This is a genomic window from Photobacterium kasasachensis (genome assembly GCF_050336885.1).
GTDB lineage: Bacteria > Pseudomonadota > Gammaproteobacteria > Enterobacterales > Vibrionaceae > Photobacterium > Photobacterium kasasachensis.
The window spans coordinates 22,618-38,597 of the sequence record NZ_JAKJSH010000021.1 but is presented as its reverse complement, the minus strand read 5'-3'; the positions used below and the strand labels follow the sequence as shown (position 1 = coordinate 38,597).

The window sequence follows — 15,980 nt, the reverse complement described above, 5'->3', positions numbered from 1 at the left end:
GGACTCTTACAGGTCTTATTGGTTATCCATAATTTTGCTGAAAGGAAATAGTCGAATGCACTTTTTTGGCCGTACGATTCTTGCAACTGCTGTAGCACTGACTGCGTTTACAGCAGCGGCTAAACCTGATGATGCTGCAATCAAGACGAAACTCAGTGGCCTTGGGCTGGCCCCAGTCTCAATTACACCATCGCCACTAGCCGGTCTGAATGAGGTAGTGACAGATCGCGGAATTATTTATGTCTCTGATGATGGTAACTATTTCCTGGCAGGTCAGTTATACCAAAATGATAGTGCTCAGCCAGTCAACCTGACCGAGCAGAAAATGGCCAAGTTGAACAAGGCCAAGCTGGCAGGCATGGAAGGCGAGATGATTGTCTACCCGGCCAAAGACGAGAAATATGTCGTTACTGTATTTACCGATACCAGTTGTGGCTACTGCCGCAAACTACATAACGAAATGCAGTCCTACAACGATGCCGGTATCACTATTCGTTATCTGGCCTTCCCACGCGGTGGCGAGCGTTCGCGCAACTTTGCAGAGATGAGTGCTATCTGGGGAGCCAAAGATACGGCCAAGGCAATGGACGAGGCGAAGAACGGCCAGTTCGACATTACCGGCATTGCCCAGCGCGAAGATCTTGTGCGTAAGCATTACCAGTTAGGTGTGGCGATGGGCGTCAGTGGTACACCAGCAATGGTTCTGGAAGACGGTACAATGCTGCCGGGCTATCAGCCTGCGGGTATGCTGCGTAAGATGCTGGATAGCCGCAGCTAGTAGCTTAACCGAGCAAACAACCCGAATTCGAGAAATCGAATTCGGGTTTTTTATAATTGGCGTAGCGCCTATAATGCCTAGCATTAACCCCTCGAAACCCAGCATAGACTTAGCCTTGTTATGATTGAAATAAAACGCCGTCCCCCGGCTGATACCGCCGGTTTTACCGATGCTATCCACCCACTGCTAAAGCGAATTTATGCCAGCCGAGGTTTGGCCGGAGACGCTGATCTCGAGCGAGGTGCTCGGGGACTGCTGGGCTTTAACCAGCTCCACGGTATTGAACCTGCGGTTAAGTTGCTGGTGTCGGCACTGGAGGATAACCGTCGAATTATTATCGTCGGTGATTTTGATGCTGATGGCGCAACCAGTTCGGCATTGTCGGTACTGGCGTTAAAGATGCTGGGCTGTAGTAATGTCGACTACCTGGTTCCTAACCGTTTTGATGATGGCTACGGGTTGAGCCCGGAGGTGGTCGCCCAGGCAGAGGAGCGGGGAGCCGAGCTGATCATGACGGTGGATAATGGCGTCTCCTCGATTTCGGGAGTCGCTGCGGCCAAGGCTAAGGGAATGCAGGTGTTGGTGACCGATCACCACTTGCCGGGTAGTGAGTTGCCGCAGGCCGATGCGATTGTTAATCCAAATTTGCACGAGTGCGATTTTCCGTCCAAGTCACTTTGCGGCGTCGGGGTGGCGTTTTACCTGATGCTGGCCTTACGGGCCGAGCTGCGACAGGGGGACTGGTTTGCCCAACAGGGGATTGCTGAGCCTAACCTGGCCGAATTGCTGGATTTGGTGGCTTTGGGGACGGTGGCCGATGTGGTGGCGCTGGATGGCAATAATCGTATCTTGGTCCATCAGGGGCTGCAGCGTATCCGTGCCGGAAAGTGCCGACCGGGTATCCGGGCGCTGATAGAGGTGGCCAACCGGGATCCGGCAAGGCTGGTCTCGAGTGATTTGGGCTTTGCCCTCGGGCCGCGGATCAACGCGGCAGGACGGCTTGACGATATGTCGTTCGGGGTCGAACTGTTGCTTTGCGACAATATCCAGGCGGCGCGGCGAATGGCCTCGGAGCTGGATGCCCTCAACCAGACCCGGAAGGAAATCGAACATGGTATGAAAGAAGAGGCACTGGCTATTTGTGAGCGCCTTAAATTCAACCAGCAAGATATGCCCTATGGCCTGGCACTGTTCCAGCGCGATTGGCACCAGGGCGTGATAGGCATCCTGGCATCTCGGATCAAGGAGTTGTACCACCGGCCGGTGATTGCCTTTGCCGATGCCGGAAGCGGCGATATCAAAGGGTCGTGTCGTTCGATTCCCGGCCTGCATATGCGCGATGTGCTAGATTTGATTGATACCCAAAACCCGGGATTGATCACCAAGTTCGGTGGCCACGCCATGGCGGCCGGGCTGACCATTCCCGAAGACAAGCTGGCGGCTTTTAGCCAGGCGTTTGATCAGGCGGTGCGTAACGAGCTGGATGAAGATGCCCTTAAAGGCGTGTTGTTGACTGACGGCGAGCTGGATCGTAACGAGCTTAATCTGCAAACGGCCGAGCTGTTGCGTTCGGGCGGTCCTTGGGGACAGCAGTTTCCCGAGCCGATGTTTGACGGTAAGTTTCGCCTTCTGCACCAGAAGCTGGTGGGGGGGAAGCACCTCAAGATGATGCTGGAGCCTATAGACGGTGGCAATGTTATCGACGGGATTGCCTTCAATATCGACATCCGTCGCTGGCCGGATGCCTCTGTCCAGCAGGTTCAGTTGGTATATCGCCTGGATGTCAATGAGTTCCGGGGAAACTGCAGCGCCCAGCTGATGGTTGAACATATCGAAGCGCAGTAGCATTGCAGTAGTAATTAGCCTGGGGCAGAAAGCCGGTTTTCTGCCCTGTGATCCCATTCACTCTTTTTCTGATGCCCTAGCGGGTAAAGAAAATATTTCAAGTTGGTGACGACACTGTTTCTGTGACCGTGCTTATAAAATAAATTCACCGATAACCTTTCTTCCGCTCTGTATATTCTATCAACAATTCGATAGAATCCTTCGGTTACGTCCATTTCGGCTATGAAGAGTGGCAATGTTCGAGATTAATCCTATTAAAAACCGACTTGAGGATGTGTCAGCACGTACTGATGTCCTTAGGGGGTACCTTTGACTATGATGCCAAAAGTGAGCGTCTAGAAGAGGTCAATGCAGAACTAGAGCAACCAGATGTATGGAATGAGCCAGAACGTGCTCAGGCTCTGGGTAAAGAACGCGCAGCCCTTGAGGCTGTGGTTGATACTATCGATCAGCTGGATCAGGGCGTTGAAGACGTCGAAGGTCTGCTTGAGCTGGCGATAGAAGAGAGCGATCAGGAGACGTTTGACGAGATCGAACCGGAACTGGCAGAACTGGAAGCCAAGCTGGCCAAGCTGGAGTTCCGACGTATGTTTGCCGGCGATCACGACGAATCTGATTGTTATATCGATCTTCAGGCGGGCTCGGGTGGTACCGAGGCGCAAGACTGGACGTCGATGATGCTGCGTATGTATTTGCGCTGGGCTGATGCCAAGGGCTTCAAGACGGAAGTGATTGAAGTGTCTGAAGGTGAAGTGGCAGGCTTGAAATCTGCGACTGTCCGCATCAGCGGCGAGTACGCCTACGGCTGGCTGCGCACGGAAACCGGTGTTCACCGCCTGGTCCGTAAATCGCCATTTGATTCAGGCGGCCGTCGTCATACTTCGTTTGCCTCTGCGTTTATCTATCCAGAAGTGGATGACAACATCGCTATCGAGATCAACCCTTCCGATCTGCGTATTGATGTATACCGTGCGTCAGGTGCGGGTGGTCAGCACGTCAACACTACTGAGTCGGCGGTTCGTATTACCCACGTTCCTACCAATACCGTGGTGCAGTGCCAGAATGACCGTTCTCAGCACAAGAACAAAGATCAGGCAATGAAACAGCTGAAAGCGAAGCTGTTCGAGCTTGAGATGCAAAAGCAAAATGCTGAGAAGCAAGCCAACGAAGACTCCAAGTCCGACATCGGCTGGGGCAGCCAGATCCGTTCATACGTTCTGGATGACTCCCGAATTAAAGATTTACGTACCGGGGTAGAAAATCGAAATACCCAAGCGGTACTTGACGGCGATTTAGACCGTTTTATTGAAGCTAGCCTGAAATCAGGTCTGTAACCGAATTCGGTTAACTATTTAAGGGTTCACCATGACAGATCAAGTACAAGATGAGAATAAGCTGATAGCCGAACGTCGCGCGAAACTGGATATGATCCGCGAGAACTGTAAGGCAAACGGCCACCCGAACGATTTCCGTCGCGATAGCCTAGCGGCAGACCTGCAGGCTAAATTCGGCGAGTTATCTAAAGAAGAACTGGCAGAAGCAGGCAACGTTGTTGCGATTGCTGGTCGTGTAATGGCTAAACGAGGCCCATTCCTGGCGATTCAGGATGTGTCTGGCCGCATTCAGGCTTATGCTGACAAAACGGTTCAGAAAGCGCTGAAAGAGAAATACTCGGGTCTGGATATCGGTGACATCATCGGTGTGAAAGGTGAGCTTCATAAGTCAGGTAAAGGTGATCTTTACGTGAACATGAACGAGTACGAGTTGCTGACTAAGGCGCTACGTCCTCTACCTGAGAAATTCCACGGCCTGACCGATCAGGAAATGCGCTACCGTCAGCGCTACGTTGATCTGATTGTGAACGATGACTCTCGTACTGCCTTTATTATCCGCTCTAAGCTGGTAACGGCTATCCGCAACTTCATGGTCGCTAAGCAGTTCATGGAAGTGGAAACACCGATGATGCATGTGATCCCGGGTGGTGCAACAGCACGTCCGTTTATCACTCACCACAATGCGCTGGATATCGATATGTACCTGCGTGTTGCCCCTGAACTGTACCTGAAGCGTCTGGTTGTGGGTGGTTTCGAGCGCGTGTTCGAAATCAACCGTAACTTCCGTAACGAAGGCCTGTCTCCGCGTCACAACCCGGAATTCACTATGATGGAATTCTATATGGCGTACGCGGACTATAAAGATCTGATGGATCTGACCGAAGAGATGCTGTCTGCTGTTGCGACAGAGGTACTGGGCTCGACGTCTATGCCTTACGGCGACGAAATGGTTGAGTTTGGCGGAACATACGCACGTATGAGCATGTTCGAGGCAATCAAGCACTATAACCCGAACCACGAGCAAATCCAGGCGCTGACAGAAGAAGATCTGCAGAACCGCGATCTGATGGTCTCTATTGCCAAGTCTGTTTACGTTGAAGTGGAAGACTTCTGGACCTGTGGTCAGCTGCTTGAAGAAATCTTCGGTGAAACGGCTGAGCCGAAACTGATCCAGCCGACTTTCATTACGGGCTACCCGGCAGACATCTCGCCACTGGCACGCCGTAGCGATGACAACCCGTTCTTTACTGACCGCTTTGAGTTCTTCATTGGTGGCCGTGAAGTGGCGAATGGTTTCTCTGAGCTTAACGATGCAGAAGACCAGGATGCGCGTTTCAAGGCACAGGTAGAAGCGAAAGATGCAGGTGATGACGAGGCAATGTTCTACGATGCTGACTACATCACTTCACTGGAGCACGGTCTGCCGCCGACAGCAGGTCAGGGTATTGGTATCGACCGTTTGGCGATGCTGTTTACCAACACGCACACTATCCGTGACGTGATCTTGTTCCCGGCAATGCGTCCGCAGAACGGCCAGTAAGCGCTAAGCTGATCTTGATTATCGAAAGCCACCGTAAAGGTGGCTTTTTTTATGTAGTTTATCAGCAATTTATAGCGTCAAGTGTCCCTTGTTGCATTGAGTTTGTGTATTATTACCTGGAAATTAATCACACAATCAATAACTAAAAGGGATCTTCATGAAATTCCGCATAGTGTCATTGGCTATTTCTGCCGTATTGTTGTCTGGCTGTATGTCGACAAAGCTGGTTCCGCCGCCATCAGATTTCAGTGGTAATCTGCCTGAAGCGTACAAGGAAGAGCTGAAACCGCTTAATGATCTACCTTCTGAACCGTTTCGTGCGGGTGTTCAGACGTTCCAGTTTGACGAAGAGGCGTCTCTGTTGACGATAGTCTATCGCTTGCGTAATTCACGCTGGTATTGGAATACGCGTAAATCGGAAGCGGAAAAAGATGATTTCCCATATATTTGTGAGACCTTCGGCAATGCCATAGACAATGGCCTGGGCGTCCGCGTCTGGTATGCTGGTAATGGTGGATTTGCCACTGATGTGGTAACACAAGCTACCTGCCGCAAGCTCGCGCAATCTCAGGAAAGCTAATATTGTTTGTACCTCCCATGCCGCAGCATCACTGTTCGGCATGGGAAATGTTGATTATTTCTTTCTCTTCCCTCTAATTTCCAATAGTGGAAAATGTTCACTTTTTATTCCTATAGTGGATTATTGTGTGTGATTGGATTCACATTAACAGCATTTTTCAACCTTCTTAACAGAATGATATTCTGCGAATTTTATTCTATTCCTCATGCCTATAAGTTACAGATATCTAACTGAATTAGTTTGTTGTGCTGTGATTTGTCTGATCTAATAGTGTTTAATTTTGTGTTTTAAATGTAGTTTATTTGTAAAATTTGTTCTTTCCAGTCGGATTTAACTGTGTAAAATGTCGCCCAACCCACGATGAACAGTGGGAACAGGAAGTAAGCGAAACTTTAACAAGCACAACCTACTGGAGATGGACGATGAAGAAATCGCTATCAGGAAAAATATTCGCAGGCCTATTTGCTGGTCTGATTATAGGTACCGCGATTCAGTACCTGTTTAACGGCGTGACACTGATGGATACTTATGTACTTGGCCTGGCTGAAGGTGCTGGCGGTATGTTCGTTTCACTGATCAAACTACTGGTTGTGCCATTGGTATATGTCTCGATCGTCTGCGGTATCGTTGATCTGAAAGACATTACGGCATTTGGTCGCTTGGGTGGTAAAACCTTTGGTCTTTACATTATTAATACCATTATTGCGATCACCGCAGCACTGACGGTTGGGATGATTTTCCAGCCAGGCGCTGACGCGAACCTTGCCGGGACGGTATCAGAAACGGTTACTCTGACAACCACTGAAACACCGGATATTTTCTCACTGATTGTTAACATCGTACCAAGTAACCCAGTACAAGCTTTTGCAAGTGGAGATATGCTGCAGATTATCTTCATGGCGATTCTGACAGGTCTTGCAATTCAGGCGCTTGATAGCCGTGGTGGCCCTGCCATCAAGACATTCAAGATGGCAAACGAAATCATGATGAAGCTGGTTGGCCTGGTAATGGGTCTGGCACCATATGGTGTATTTGCCCTGATGATTCAGCTAGGTGCAACGCTGGATGCCAATACGCTGATGTCGGTTGCAGGTTATGTCGCGCTGGTTGTTGCGATGCTGGTATTCTGGATTTTCTTCTTCTACCCAATGATGGTTGGTCTGACAACGGGTATCAAGCCGGCTCAGTTCCTGCGTCATACTCGCGAGCAGATCCTGTTCTCGCTATCAACGGCTAGTTCTAACGCGACGATTCCGGTAACAATGCGCACCCTGACAGACAAGATTGGCGTCTCTAAGTCAGTGGCAGGTTTCGGTGTGCCGCTAGGTGCGACCATGAACATGTCTGGTGTATCTATCTACATTGCGTTGGCGACTATCTTTGTCGCGAATGCATTCGGCCAGCCAATCAACAGTGCTGACCTGTTTACTCTGGGACTAACCATCTTGCTTCTGTCTATCGGTGCAGGTGGTGTACCGGGCGGCGGTGTAGTAATGGTTGGTGTACTGCTTCACCAACTGGGCTTGCCACCAGAAGGTCTGGCGATTGTTGCTGCTGTTGACCGTATCAATGATATGTTCTGTACCAGCTCGAACGTAGTCGGTGATACCGCAGTCAACACCATTGTTGCTAAGAGTGAAAACGAGATTGGAGTTGAGGCAAACGATGCTCAGCCTGCAACGGCAACAGTGAGTTAACTCACAGTAAGATGATGATTTAAAAGCGCCTTCGGGCGCTTTTTGCGTTTTGGGACGATAAATAATGTGAAACCATTACCAAGATATTGATTATAATAGTAAACAAGTTGCATTATTTTGCGAGAGCGACTTATCATCAAATAAGCAGAGTTTTTTACAACGATAGGCCAAAGCCGTTCGCAACCGGATTTGATGTTTGAGTACTGGCAGATGGAAAGGCGGTAACGGAATGAAGACAGAATTGAAGCGAGCTTCAGCCCTGGGAACATTAATCGTTCTAGGAGGCGACAATATACCCTGGATAACGACACTGGAACAGGCGGGGTGGCGTTGCTATCGCTGCAGTGATCTTCGAACTGCCGAGTCGCTGCTATTGGAGGTGGGCCCCTGTATCGGTGTGGTTGACCTGACGCAGGATAACTTTAGCCTCAATGGTATTGCCGGGGTGGTTAACCGCAACAAGCAGGCACGCTGGCTGGCGCTGGTCCGCGAGGAGCAACTGGATACCGAGGCGACCTGTCAGTTTATCGTCAATTTCTGTATCGATTATTTTACCTCCCCGGTCCCTGAGTCCCAGTTGCTCAAAACCATTGGTCACCAGTTGGGGATGCTGAGGCTGGAACGCAAGGTGTGGCCGGAGCTTGGGCAGTTCGGTCAGCATGGGCTACAGGGCAATACCACTGTCATGAAAAAGCTTCGCCATCAGGTGAAACGTATGGCTGCCGCTGATATGCCGGTATTTGTGCAGGGTGAAATCGGGACAGGCAAAGAGCTGGTGGCCCAGGCGATCCATCAGGCCTCGACCCGGGCCAAGGGGGCCTTCGTCACTGTTAGCTGCGAGGCACTCAATGATTCTTGGTTGATTGACGAGGGCAGCCTGAGCAATGCAGGCCGGTGTTGCTTTGGGGCTGCCGATAAAGGGGTATTATTTCTTGATGAAATCTCCATGTTGGATGATGAGCGCCAGCAAGAGCTACTGCGCTTGTTGCAGGATGGCTGCTTTACGACAGTGTGCGGGCGGCAGGTAACATCGGATCTTCGCCTGATTGTATCAACCCGTCATACGCTCGAAGAGTTACTGGCCGAAGGTAAAATACGCGAGGATCTGTATTATCGCCTGAACGTCCTAGGCTTGGCTGTACCGGCCCTTCGAGATAGGGGAGAAGATATCGTACTGCTGGCGGAGTATCTGCTGCTGAAGTTTGCCCGCCAATATAACAGTATGGCCAAATCCCTGTCGGACGAAGCACAGAAACTGATATTGAGCTACCCGTGGCCGGGTAATGTCCGTGAACTGATCAGTCAGTTGAAGCGGGCGATATTGCTGGCGGAGAGCAAGGTGATCGAAGCCGATCACCTGGATCTCCCGCGGCTGAGTGATGACAAGCAGAGTCTGAAGACGATTCGTGAGGAGTCTGAGCGCTGTGCGTTGCTATCGGTACTGGAGAATAACAAAGGTCAGATTTCTGCTGCCGCCCGTGAGCTGGGCGTATCGCGGGCGACGATGTACCGGTTGCTGAATAAGCATGATCTTGTACCGCCCCCCCGGCATTTCCGACAAAGCTGATGATTGCCGAAAGCGCCTCTGGGCGCTTTTATTGTTTGCTGCTAGCGTTAATCGATTGAGAATAAAGACAAACGTCCCTTTTGTATAAAAATCAGTGATTGTTTTATGCTGCATTATTCATCAGAAAGGCGCTATCTCCGGCGGATATCCATGTTTGGACCTGTTATCTCAGCATAAAGTATTTTTATGCAATTAAGTGCTAATATATGCTTGTTTTATTCGTTCTGCTGGTTAAAATTACCCCAGCTTTATCCCTTTCTTATTTATTACCAGGAGGAAAACATGATGACTATCAGTATCTTGAAATGTCTGCGTCCTGCTGGTGATCTCTTGAAGTACACCAACCACTAACAGCAATTCGCTGTGTAAATGGGCCGCGGATATCTGTCGCGGCGAGTCAAATTGTCAGCTTACTACGGCAGTATCCGTGTCCCTCTTATTATCTAATTAATGGAGAGCACTACTATGCGCCAATCTGTCTATTTACGTATCGCAGTCTTGTTAGTTCGTCTTGACGTCCATCGCGAGGATGCCGCATGGCGTCGCGCACACCGCCGGATCCGTCTGGATATCCCTCACCTGTCTGAGCACTTGCTGCAAGATATCGGTGTGGGTAAAGACTACCGGGTGGAAAACTACCTGTTGTCCGATAAAGCCGGTCGTATGATCCGTCACCTAAGGCGAGAGTATAAGTCTAGACTCGTGACATAATCGTAACGCCTTGCTCTTAATACGTAGCGAGCAAGGCGTAATGGCTAAAGCACAATACTATCAAGCCCCCGTCTGACGGGGGCTTTGCTTTTTCAAAGGATTAAACGGAGGTGCCTACGGGCAAGGGTTGGAGTAGGTGACGCCGACAGCTTCCAGATCGGCCAGCACCTCGTTGCCGAGCGTGAGGTTGACACTGTCGATATTGGCTTCCAGCTGATCGAGGTTGGTGGCTCCTATAATTGTTGATGCGACGAAAGGACGCTGATTGACGAAGGCGAGCGCCATCTTGGCCGGATCCAGACCGTGCCTGTTGGCGACATCGATATAGGCCTGGGTGGCGGCCAACCCCTGCGAATTAAAGTAGCGTGAGAATCGCTCGAACAGGGTGCAACGGGCACCGTCCGGCCGGGCGCCATCGAGATACTTGCCGCTTAGCGTACCGAATGCCAAGGGGGAGTAGGCAAGCAGTTCGACACCTTCATGATGGCTGATTTCCGACAACCCGACCTCGAAGCTGCGGTTGAGCAGGTTATACGGATTCTGGATAGTAATGACCCGAGGAAGGTTGTGCTTCTCGGCAAGGCGAAGAAATGACATAACGCCCCACGGTGTTTCGTTGGAGAGCCCGATATAGCGAATTTTACCGCTTCGCACCAGCTCGGCCAGGGCTTCCAGGCTGTCGGTTAGCGTCACGCCGGAATGATCATCCGCATATTGGTAGTTAAGGCTGCCGAAACAGTTGGTTTCCCGCTGTGGCCAGTGAAGCTGATAGAGGTCGATATAATCGGTTTGCAGCCGGTTGAGGCTGGTTTCGACAGCGTCGTGAATATTACGGCGATCCAGCGCCATATTGTCACGGATATAAGGAAGTCCCCGTGGACCGGCCACTTTGGTCGCCAGTACCACCTTGTCTCGCTTGCCGGATTTGGCTAGCCAGTTACCGATATAGGTTTCGGTCAGTCCCTGCGTCTCGGCTGTTGGCGGGACCGGATACATCTCGGCGGTATCAATAAAGTTGACACCGCGTTCAAACGCGAAATCTAGCTGGCTGTGCGCTTCCGATTCGTTGTTCTGCTCGCCAAACGTCATGGTGCCGAGACAGATTTTGCTGACGTCGAGCGAGGAGTGGGGGAGTCGGTGATATTCCATAAGCCCTCCTTGGACTGATTGCTATCTATTGAATATAACCTGTCTGTCCGTGGGTGAGAAGACCGGTGTTGACCTTGAGCTAGTGGGGAAAGCTGTCGGTTTCACCTTGCCGATATGGTTAACGTGGCACATAGTTATAGACTGATATAACAATAATGTTTGATCGTCAGGGTAAGGATCCGAGGAGCTATAATGAAACTATCGCAGTTGAAGCACTGGCTTAAAGTTGATGATGGCAAAGTCCCTAAATGCATTGTGACCAGCTATGCCGGTTGCTCGGACTATCTGATGGAAGTGGAGTTTAAGCATCAGCTTGAGCCGCTGAAGGATGACAACGACGAAATGGTCCGCTTCCAGTCCATCGAGCAGGTCAAGGATCTCCTCCGTCCGCTGGGGATCACCTCGGTGATATTGCGGGTGACGGATCCCTATGATGAGTTTTCTCCGGACGGAAAGGTCTCTGACTGCCGGGAAGACATGACGATTTCACTGTAAGATGAAATAACGTTCCAGCAGCTCTGCAGTAAAGTGGGTCTTGAGATAAAAGCCGCGGGGCAGGGTCTTTATCGGTTGCCCGTCGGCACCATAGGCCTCTGTTAGCGCCTTGCTGTTGGCAGCCTTTGGCCGAAGCTGCAGGATCTCGCCATGGCGTGCCGTAATTTTCTCGACATGGCCGAGCACGATCATATCCATCAACTCTTCCCAGTCCCGGCGTAAGCGCTGCTCTTCGTCCGGGGACGGGCTCCAAAGCAAGGGAGAACCAACGCGGCGATCAGCCAGGGCAATATCCCGCTCACCCTCCACAGGGATCCACAGTACTCTGGCCAGCTTATGGCGGATATGGCTATTTTCCCAACTGAGGCCCTGAAGGCCAATGAGTGGTGCCACACAAACAAAGGTGGTTTCCAGCGGTTTGCCGTTATAGCCGATCGGGATCGTTTTCAACTCGATACCCAGCTCGATAAAGTCCGGCACGGGCTTGCTGCCAGCGGTGGCGCCGAGGTGCCACTCCAGCAATTGACCGACCCAGCCCTTGTCCCGTTTTAGATCGGGAGGGGTGACAATACCTGCCTCCTTGGCGAGTTCGCCGAGTGACAACCCTGCCAGTTCATGGGCGCGGCTAAGGAGTTCTTGCTCTGTTTGGGGAGTTGGACGCATATCGGTACGAAGGTACTCTAAGGTGAATAGTCGCTGATGCCGAGCATACTAGCATAGCCCCTCTATGCTGATAAGAGTATGGGAAATGATGGGACAACTGTGAATAAATGGGTGGTTAATTTATGCACGATCCTAATTGCGCGGAGTGGATGATCAACACAGAAGGCTATGAGGTTTATTTTTAAGGTGTTGAAAAATATCATTTTAAAGCCGTTTTTGTTGACGGCAGTTTGCTGCTTGGCTTAGCTGGAAAAGGGTTATACAAGCAAAATGTAAGGATCTTTCACAAAGATATCCACAGGATAATTGGATAAATATTTTAATTTCTCACCATCTGGTTATTTATCCAGGTGTTTGTTGGTATTTTATTCGTTGTGCTGGGTGATAAATCAGCAGTTGGCTATGAGCGATGTGGATAAACGCGTTGTTGGTTGATCTTTGACCGATCTGTTTTTTCGGTATGGATGATCATTCAATACCATGGGTTAATTATTTCGTATGATAATTTAATTTGTTGTTTTTATATGTTTTTCTCTAGTATTTCTGATGTGTGTTTTAAAATGGTACGAAACAAAAATTGGCTTGAATCAGGCTGAAATAGAGCTTCTGCACAAATCTATCCACAGAAAGCGTGTATAAATGTGGCATAGGTCTCATTTGTCTGTTTATAAACTCGTCGGCCATTCGAAGTTATCCAGAAACTGAGTGCTAGGTAGGAAAAAACGGTTATTAATTAGAATGTTTGTTTACCCGTTGCATCGTCTGTGAAAAAATCACTGTTAATAGAGATTTATACTTGAGGTCGTCCAGTGATAGATGGCGATGGATACCGCCCTAATGTAGGGATTGTGATCTGTAATAGCCATGGCCAAGTATTCTGGGCTCGACGATATGGACAACACTCCTGGCAGTTTCCGCAAGGCGGCATTGATGAGGGGGAGACCCCGGAACAAGCCATGTATCGCGAACTGTATGAGGAAGTAGGGCTTACCAAGAAAGATGTCCGAATTTTGGCGTCAAGCCGGCATTGGCTACGTTATAAATTACCGAAGCGTCTTGTAAGGTGGGACTCTAAACCTGTTTGTATCGGGCAAAAGCAAAAATGGTTTTTGCTCAGCCTAGAATGTGATGAGTCAAAGGTGAATATGCAGCGTGGCAGCACGCCTGAGTTTGATGGTTGGCGTTGGGTGAGTTACTGGTACCCGGTGCGTCAGGTCGTGTCCTTTAAGCGTGATGTCTACCGGCGGGCACTAAAGGAGTTCGCGGCTATGGCCATGCCTTTCAAAGAGAGAAAAGAGCGCAAGATGAAGCGCAGAGGCAAGCGGGGATAACTCAGGATTACCGGATAAGGTTTACTATGCTGACGCAGCTAAGAGAAATTGTTGAAAAAGTCGCAAGCGCCCCAAATTTAATTGAAGCGCTGGATCAGCTTGTTGTCAGTACCTGCCGGGCAATGAAGACAGACTGTTGCTCTGTCTATATTGCCGATCACGAACGACAGCAGTTTACCCTGATGGCGACGCAGGGACTCACCAAACCCCACTACCAGATTCAGCTGGCTTTCGGTGAAGGGCTGGTGGGGCTGGTCGGCAACCGCGCAGAGCCTATCAATGTTGCCGATGCCCGGCATCATCCCCATTTCAAACATTTTCCCGGTATTGGCGAAGAGTCTTTCGGCTCCTTCTTTGGCACTCCCATTATTCACCAGCGCCAGGTGCTGGGCGTGTTGGTTATCCAGCAGCGGCAGCGACGCGAGTTCGATGAAAGCGAAGAGTCCTTTATGGTTACGCTGGCGGCGCAGCTGGCGGTGATCCTTGCCCATGCCAAGGCCCAGGGAATGTGGCCGGATCAACGTGACGGCCTGCACCTGATTGGTTCGGCTGCCTCGACCGGGGTAGCGGTAGCCCGTGCCTGGTGGGATGATAACCAGCCGCGGCTGGAACAGGTATCACCGGCATCTTGTCTCGATCTGGAGGCAGAGCAGGAAAGGCTAAGTATCGCGATTGAGCTTGCCAGTGCCGAGTTCCGCCGGCTGCGTAAGCGTTTTGACAGTGAGCTACACAAAGAGACGCTGGCTATTTTCGATCTGTTCAGTCACCTGCTCAATGATCCGATGCTGCGCAAAGATCTGTTTGCCAAAATTGCCGCCGGCGATCAGGCCGAGTGGGCGATCCGTCAGGTGGTCGAGGCATATTCCGATCGCTTTGCCAATATGAAAGACGACTACCTTAAAGAGCGGGCGCAGGATATTCGCGAGCTGGGCCAGCGCCTGTTGTTTTTCCTCCATAATGATGATGTTGCCGAGCACCAGTGGGATGAACCGGTTGTTCTGCTGACCCGAGAACTGACAGCGGCTATGCTGGCCAGTATTCCGCGGGACAAGCTGGCAGCGGTTGTCGCCCAGGAAGGTGCCGCCAACTCTCATGCCGCGATCCTATCGCGGGCGCTGGGCCTGCCTGCAATTATGGGGGTCGATTTTGTTCCCGAGAAAGTGCACAACTGCAAGGTCATTGTTGACGGGTACCGGGGAGACTTTCTGGTTAATCCTAACCGTCATGTCCTCGCAGAATATAACCGGCTGCTCAAGGAAGAAGACGAGCTGACCAAAACGGTCGAGGAGGAACTCGGCAAGGCATCCTATACCCAGGATAATCAGCGGATTCATATTCATCTGAATGCAGGCCTGAGCGCCGATACCAGTATTGCCGTGAATCAGGGGGTTGATGGGGTCGGGCTGTATCGAACCGAAGTGCCTTTCTTGTTGCAGCGTAGTTTTCCGTCGGAAGAAGAGCAAACGGTACAGTATCGGGCTATCTTATCTACCTACCGTGATAAGCAGGTGGTGATGCGGACCCTGGATGTTGGGGGCGACAAGCCTTTGCCGTATCTGGCTATCGAAGAGGATAACCCTTTTCTGGGCTGGCGGGGGATCCGCTTTACGCTCGATCATCCCGAAATTTTTCTGATCCAGGTCCGGGCCATGCTCAAGGCCAGTATCGGCCTTGAGAATATGGATATTTTGCTCCCGATGATATCTGGTATTGCCGAGCTGGACGAGTCGAAGGTCTTGATCGAGCGCGCCTTTGTCGAAGTGGCAAAATATGCTGAAGAGCAGGGGAAAGAACTGAAGCGGCCTCGGATCGGTATCATGATCGAGGTGCCGTCGATTTTGTACCAATTGTCGGCGCTGAAAGGAAAGGTCGATTTTATATCGGTCGGCAGCAACGACCTGACGCAATATTTACTCGCCGTTGACCGGAACAATTCCCGGGTTGCGAGTGTCTATGATGCATTGCATCCGGCCGTGCTCCATGCCATGAAGCATATTATCGATACCAGCCGGGGGTTGAATATCCCGGTTAGTGTCTGTGGCGAACTGGCCGGTGATCCGATTGGAGCGCTGTTGCTGGTGGGAATGGGTTATCGCTCCCTGAGTATGAACACCCGCAATGTAGCCCGGATTAAATATATTTTGCGCCATATTTCGGTGAGCGAAATGGAGCAGTTAAGCCGATTTGCTTTGCAGGCGACATTCGCTGATGATGTACGTGCCCAAACAACGGAGTTTGTTGACGAGCGCGGTTTGGGTGGCTTTATCCGTGCCGGTAAGTAGTAGGTTAA

The 15,980-nt window shown here is 50.8% G+C and carries 13 protein-coding genes; 11 read left to right on the top strand and 2 right to left on the bottom strand.

The window, feature by feature from the left end; genetic code table 11:
- The first annotated feature begins 55 nt into the window (after window positions 1–55).
- From dsbC to L4D19_RS24080, 8 genes are all read left to right on the top strand, one after another.
- Window positions 56–778 carry a bifunctional protein-disulfide isomerase/oxidoreductase DsbC gene (gene dsbC, locus L4D19_RS24115; RefSeq protein ID WP_160649589.1) on the top strand — a complete coding sequence of 241 codons (723 nt, stop codon included), beginning with the start codon at window positions 56–58 and terminating at the stop codon, window positions 776–778.
- A 120-nt stretch (window positions 779–898) separates the two neighbouring features.
- Entirely contained in the window at window positions 899–2,623 is a 1,725-nt protein-coding gene (gene recJ, locus L4D19_RS24110) for a single-stranded-DNA-specific exonuclease RecJ (protein WP_428454573.1), read from the top strand.
- A gap of 235 nt (window positions 2,624–2,858) precedes the next feature.
- Window positions 2,859–3,957 (top strand): peptide chain release factor 2 gene (prfB, locus tag L4D19_RS24105; protein ID WP_160649593.1). Its coding sequence is split into 2 segments (ribosomal slippage): window positions 2,859–2,933 and window positions 2,935–3,957, totalling 1,098 coding nucleotides; the frame shifts between segments, so codons are not numbered across the junction.
- A gap of 31 nt (window positions 3,958–3,988) precedes the next feature.
- On the top strand, window positions 3,989–5,497 hold the full coding sequence (lysS, locus tag L4D19_RS24100) for a lysine--tRNA ligase (RefSeq protein ID WP_428454572.1): 1,509 nt from the start codon (window positions 3,989–3,991) through the stop codon (window positions 5,495–5,497).
- A gap of 157 nt (window positions 5,498–5,654) precedes the next feature.
- Window positions 5,655–6,077 carry a hypothetical protein gene (locus L4D19_RS24095; RefSeq protein WP_428454571.1) on the top strand — a complete coding sequence of 141 codons (423 nt, stop codon included), beginning with the start codon at window positions 5,655–5,657 and terminating at the stop codon, window positions 6,075–6,077.
- 422 nt (window positions 6,078–6,499) lie between these two features.
- The gene (locus tag L4D19_RS24090; RefSeq protein WP_428454570.1) at window positions 6,500–7,774 is read left to right on the top strand and encodes a dicarboxylate/amino acid:cation symporter; all 1,275 of its coding nucleotides are present in this window, start codon (window positions 6,500–6,502) and stop codon (window positions 7,772–7,774) included.
- 229 nt (window positions 7,775–8,003) lie between these two features.
- The gene (locus L4D19_RS24085) at window positions 8,004–9,341 is read left to right on the top strand and encodes a sigma-54-dependent transcriptional regulator (protein ID WP_160649600.1); all 1,338 of its coding nucleotides are present in this window, start codon (window positions 8,004–8,006) and stop codon (window positions 9,339–9,341) included.
- A 465-nt stretch (window positions 9,342–9,806) separates the two neighbouring features.
- Entirely contained in the window at window positions 9,807–10,052 is a 246-nt protein-coding gene (locus L4D19_RS24080; RefSeq protein WP_160649602.1) for a hypothetical protein, read from the top strand.
- A 114-nt stretch (window positions 10,053–10,166) separates the two neighbouring features.
- Here the strand turns inward: L4D19_RS24080 and L4D19_RS24075 are convergent, their stop codons facing one another.
- A complete protein-coding gene (locus L4D19_RS24075) occupies window positions 10,167–11,201 on the bottom strand; it encodes an NADP(H)-dependent aldo-keto reductase (protein ID WP_428454569.1) in 1,035 nt (344 codons plus the stop codon).
- Window positions 11,202–11,393: 192 nt separating this feature from the next.
- Here L4D19_RS24075 and L4D19_RS24070 point away from each other — a divergent pair, with 192 nt between their 5' ends.
- The gene (locus tag L4D19_RS24070) at window positions 11,394–11,696 is read left to right on the top strand and encodes a DUF6482 family protein (protein ID WP_075762552.1); all 303 of its coding nucleotides are present in this window, start codon (window positions 11,394–11,396) and stop codon (window positions 11,694–11,696) included.
- Here L4D19_RS24070 and mutH read toward each other — a convergent pair.
- Complete coding sequence (gene mutH / locus L4D19_RS24065; RefSeq protein ID WP_428454568.1) at window positions 11,688–12,359, bottom strand: DNA mismatch repair endonuclease MutH; 672 nt, start codon at window positions 12,357–12,359, stop codon at window positions 11,688–11,690. The genes L4D19_RS24070 and mutH overlap by 9 nt on opposite strands.
- Before the next feature lie 809 nt (window positions 12,360–13,168).
- Between mutH and rppH the strand changes: the two genes are divergently transcribed.
- Window positions 13,169–13,690 carry an RNA pyrophosphohydrolase gene (gene rppH / locus L4D19_RS24060; RefSeq protein WP_075762550.1) on the top strand — a complete coding sequence of 174 codons (522 nt, stop codon included), beginning with the start codon at window positions 13,169–13,171 and terminating at the stop codon, window positions 13,688–13,690.
- A gap of 26 nt (window positions 13,691–13,716) precedes the next feature.
- Window positions 13,717–15,972 carry a phosphoenolpyruvate--protein phosphotransferase gene (gene ptsP / locus L4D19_RS24055; RefSeq protein WP_160649610.1) on the top strand — a complete coding sequence of 752 codons (2,256 nt, stop codon included), beginning with the start codon at window positions 13,717–13,719 and terminating at the stop codon, window positions 15,970–15,972.
- Window positions 15,973–15,980: the final 8 nt, after the last annotated feature.

Bases quoted from the DNA above. Each gene is read 5' to 3' on its own strand.
- recJ (WP_428454573.1), top strand. From the start codon at position 899: ATGATTGAAATAAAACGCCGTCCCCCGGCTGATACCGCCGGTTTTACC.
- L4D19_RS24075 (WP_428454569.1), bottom strand. From the start codon at position 11,201: ATGGAATATCACCGACTCCCCCACTCCTCGCTCGACGTCAGCAAAATC.
- L4D19_RS24085 (WP_160649600.1), top strand. From the start codon at position 8,004: ATGAAGACAGAATTGAAGCGAGCTTCAGCCCTGGGAACATTAATCGTT.
- L4D19_RS24095 (WP_428454571.1), top strand. From the start codon at position 5,655: ATGAAATTCCGCATAGTGTCATTGGCTATTTCTGCCGTATTGTTGTCT.
- L4D19_RS24080 (WP_160649602.1), top strand. From the start codon at position 9,807: ATGCGCCAATCTGTCTATTTACGTATCGCAGTCTTGTTAGTTCGTCTT.
- ptsP (WP_160649610.1), top strand. From the start codon at position 13,717: ATGCTGACGCAGCTAAGAGAAATTGTTGAAAAAGTCGCAAGCGCCCCA.
- L4D19_RS24090 (WP_428454570.1), top strand. From the start codon at position 6,500: ATGAAGAAATCGCTATCAGGAAAAATATTCGCAGGCCTATTTGCTGGT.
- dsbC (WP_160649589.1), top strand. From the start codon at position 56: ATGCACTTTTTTGGCCGTACGATTCTTGCAACTGCTGTAGCACTGACT.
- mutH (WP_428454568.1), bottom strand. From the start codon at position 12,359: ATGCGTCCAACTCCCCAAACAGAGCAAGAACTCCTTAGCCGCGCCCAT.
- L4D19_RS24070 (WP_075762552.1), top strand. From the start codon at position 11,394: ATGAAACTATCGCAGTTGAAGCACTGGCTTAAAGTTGATGATGGCAAA.
- lysS (WP_428454572.1), top strand. From the start codon at position 3,989: ATGACAGATCAAGTACAAGATGAGAATAAGCTGATAGCCGAACGTCGC.